Source organism: Terriglobales bacterium, from assembly GCA_035624475.1.
Classification (GTDB): Bacteria; Acidobacteriota; Terriglobia; order Terriglobales; family Acidobacteriaceae; genus DASPRL01.
The window spans coordinates 1-3,146 of the sequence record DASPRL010000223.1 but is presented as its reverse complement, the minus strand read 5'-3'; the positions used below and the strand labels follow the sequence as shown (position 1 = coordinate 3,146).

Genomic DNA, 3,146 nt, shown 5'->3' with positions numbered 1-3,146 from the left:
CGGCCTGTTCGTCCTTCTCTTCGGCATCCTGCTGGTGGCCCGTGCCTGACCAGGGAAACAAAGTGCGTGTGGGAGTGATCGGCTACGGCTACTGGGGGCCGAACCTGGTGCGCAACTTCGTGGAGTCGGGCGCCGCCCAGGTCACCACGGTCAGCGACACGAAAGCGGAGCGCCGCGCCCTGGTCGAGACCCGCTATCCCGGAGTGCGCGCCGTGGCCGGCGCCGAAGAACTGCTGCGCGATCCCGCCCTGGACGCGGTCGCCATCGCCACTCCCGTCTCCACCCACTTCGAGCTGGGCATGAAGGCGCTGGCCGCCGGCAAGCACGTCTTCCTGGAAAAGCCGCTGGCCGCCACCGCCGCGGAGGCCGCGCGCCTCATCGAGGAAGCCGAGCGCCGCCGCCGCGTGCTGCTGGTGGACCACACTTTCGTTTACACCGGCGCGGTGCGCAAGATCCGCGAGCTGGTGGAGCAGGGCGGCCTGGGCGAGATCTACTACTACGACTCCGTGCGCGTGAACCTGGGGCTGTTCCAGCACGACACCAACGTCATCTGGGACCTGGCCGTGCACGATCTTTCCATCATGGACTACGTGCTGCCGGCGCGCCCGGTGGCGGTCTCGGCCACCGGCGTAAGCCACGTCCCCGGCAAGCCCGAGAACATCGCCTTCCTCACCCTGTTCTTCGACACTAGCCTGATCGCCCACATCCACGTGAACTGGCTGGCGCCGGTGAAGCTGCGCCGCACCCTCATCGGGGCCAGCCAGAAGATGATCGTCTACGACGACCTGGAAGCCAGCGAGAAGGTGAAGGTGTACGACAAGGGCATCACCGTCTCCGGCGACCCCGAGAGCCTCTACAAGCTGCTGGTGGGCTACCGCGCCGGCGACATGTGGGCGCCGCAGATCGACTCCAGCGAGGCCCTGCAGACCGAGGTGCGCCACTTCCTGGCCTGCGTGCGCGGCCAGGAGCAGCCCCTCACCGGCGGCGACGCCGGCCTGCGCGTGGTGCGCATCCTGGAGGCCGCCACCCAATCCATGAGCCAGCGCGGCCGCCCTGTCGAGCTGGCCCGCGACAAGGTGACGGCGTGATCCCCTTCCTCGATCTCAAAGCCCAGTACCGCTCCCTCAAGCCGGAGATCGACGCCGCCATCGCCCGCGTGCTGGAGAGCTGTCAGTTCGTGCTGGGCGAGGAGGTGGCGCGCTTCGAAGAAGAGTTCGCCGCTTACTGCGGCGCCGCCCACGCCGTGGCCGTCAACTCCGGCACCAGCGCCCTGCACCTGTCGCTGCTGGCCCTGGGCGTCGGCCCCGGCGACGAAGTCGTCACCACGCCCTTCACCTTCGTGGCCACCGTGGCCGCCATCGGCTACAGCGGCGCCCGCGCCGTGCTGGTGGACGTCGACCCACACTCCTTCAACCTGGACCCGGCCCGGCTGGAGCGCGCTCTGACCCTGCGCACCAAGGCCATCGTCCCGGTGCACCTCTACGGCCAGCCCGCCGACCTGGATCCCATCTTCGAGATCGCCCGCCGCCGCGGCGTGCCCGTCATCGAAGACGCCTGCCAGGCCCATGGCGCCGAATACAAGCGCCGCCGCGTCGGCCCTCTCGGCGAGCTGGCATGCTTCAGCTTCTATCCCGGCAAGAACCTGGGCGCGTACGGGGAGGGCGGCCTGGTGGTGACCAACAACTCCGAACACGCGCGCACCGTCCGCCTGCTGCGCAACTGGGGCGAGGAGCGCCGCTACCACCACCAGCTTCGCGGCTACAACTACCGCATGGAGGGACTGCAGGGCGCCATCCTGCGGGTGAAGCTACGCCACCTGGAAGAGTGGACCGAGGCCCGCCGCGCCCGCGCCGCTCGCTACACGGAACTGCTGCGCGGCTCCGAGGTCCAGACCCCGGCCGAGATGCCCTACGCCCGCCACGTCTTCCACGTGTACGCGGTGCGCTCGCCCCAGCGCGACGCCCTGCAGAAGTCGCTGCAGGCGGCGGGCGTTCAGACCGGCATCCATTATCCCATCCCCGTGCACCTGCAGCCCGCTTACGCCGACCTGGGCTACAAGGCGGGCGACTTTCCGGTGGCGGAACGGCTGGCGCGCGAGGTGCTCTCGCTGCCCATCTATCCCGAATTGGCTCCGGCGCAGATCGAGGAAGTGGTGGCGGCGGTGCAGCAAGGAGTCCATGCCCTCTAAGCGCCACAGCCGCATCGTCAAAGCCGTGCACGGCAAGCGTCGCGTCGTGCCCGACGCTCCTTTCGAGCTGGGCCTGGCTGATTTCCTGCGCGCCCGCTATGACCTGAGCCATCTGGTGGAGTTGTACGGCCGCTTCGCGGTGGGCGACGGGGAGTTGGAGCTGCTGATGCGCCGCGCCATCTGGCGCGCCGGCGCCCGCCGCTTCGGTCACGGCGTGCACATCGGCTCCGGCGCGGTCTTCCGGCACCTGGAGACCTTCGAGATCGGCAACGGAGTCTTCTTGGGCGCGCAGTGCAACGTGCAGGGGCGCTTCGACGGCCGCTGCGTCATCGGCGACCACTCCTGGATCGGGCCGCACGCCTTCCTGGACGCCCGCGACCTGGTCATCGAGGAGTACGTAGGCTGGGGACCGGGAGCCAAGGTGCTGGGCTCGGCGCACACCGGCCTGCCCGCCAACGTGCCCATCATCCAGACTGACCTCGAGATCAGGCGGGTCCGCATCGGTGCCGGGGCGGACATCGGCACCAACGCCGTCATCCTGCCCGGGGTGACCGTGGGCAAGGGGGCTATCGTGGGAGCGGGCGCGGTGGTGGTGGAAGACGTCCCGCCCTTCGCCATCGTGGCCGGCGTCCCCGCCCGCTTCTTGCGCTGGCGCCCGGGACATGCGCGGGGAGGCAGGAATCGGCGATGAAGGTCTCGGTCATCGTCCCCGCCTACAACGAAGGCGAGAGCGTGCGCGCCGCCCGCGCCGCCATCGCCGAGGTCTTCCACACGCAGCTTCCCGGGACGGACTTCGAGATCGTCTTCGTGGACGACGGCAGCCGCGACGACACCTTTCAGCACCTGGCCGCGCTGGCCGCCGAGTTCCCCTACGTCCGCGTCCTCAAGTTCGCCCAGAATTGCGGCTCGCACATGGCCATCCGCGCCGGCTTCGACTACGCCACCGGCGATGCCGCCT

The 3,146-nt window shown here is 69.5% G+C and carries 4 protein-coding genes; all 4 read left to right on the top strand.

Annotated elements, in window-relative coordinates; all coding sequences use genetic code 11:
- Positions 1-1,088: Gfo/Idh/MocA family oxidoreductase (locus VEG08_09300; GenBank protein ID HXZ28177.1), on the top strand; the 1,088-nt coding region annotated here is incomplete at its 5' end.
- The gene (locus VEG08_09295; GenBank protein HXZ28176.1) at positions 1,085-2,188 is read left to right on the top strand and encodes a DegT/DnrJ/EryC1/StrS family aminotransferase; all 1,104 of its coding nucleotides are present in this window, start codon (positions 1,085-1,087) and stop codon (positions 2,186-2,188) included. The genes VEG08_09300 and VEG08_09295, both read left to right, overlap by 4 nt.
- Positions 2,178-2,879: an acyltransferase gene (locus tag VEG08_09290; GenBank protein ID HXZ28175.1), complete on the top strand. Its 702-nt coding sequence runs from the start codon at positions 2,178-2,180 to the stop codon at positions 2,877-2,879. The genes VEG08_09295 and VEG08_09290 overlap by 11 nt, the downstream gene beginning before the upstream one ends.
- Positions 2,876-3,146: glycosyltransferase (locus tag VEG08_09285; GenBank protein HXZ28174.1), on the top strand; the 271-nt coding region annotated here is incomplete at its 3' end. The genes VEG08_09290 and VEG08_09285, both read left to right, overlap by 4 nt.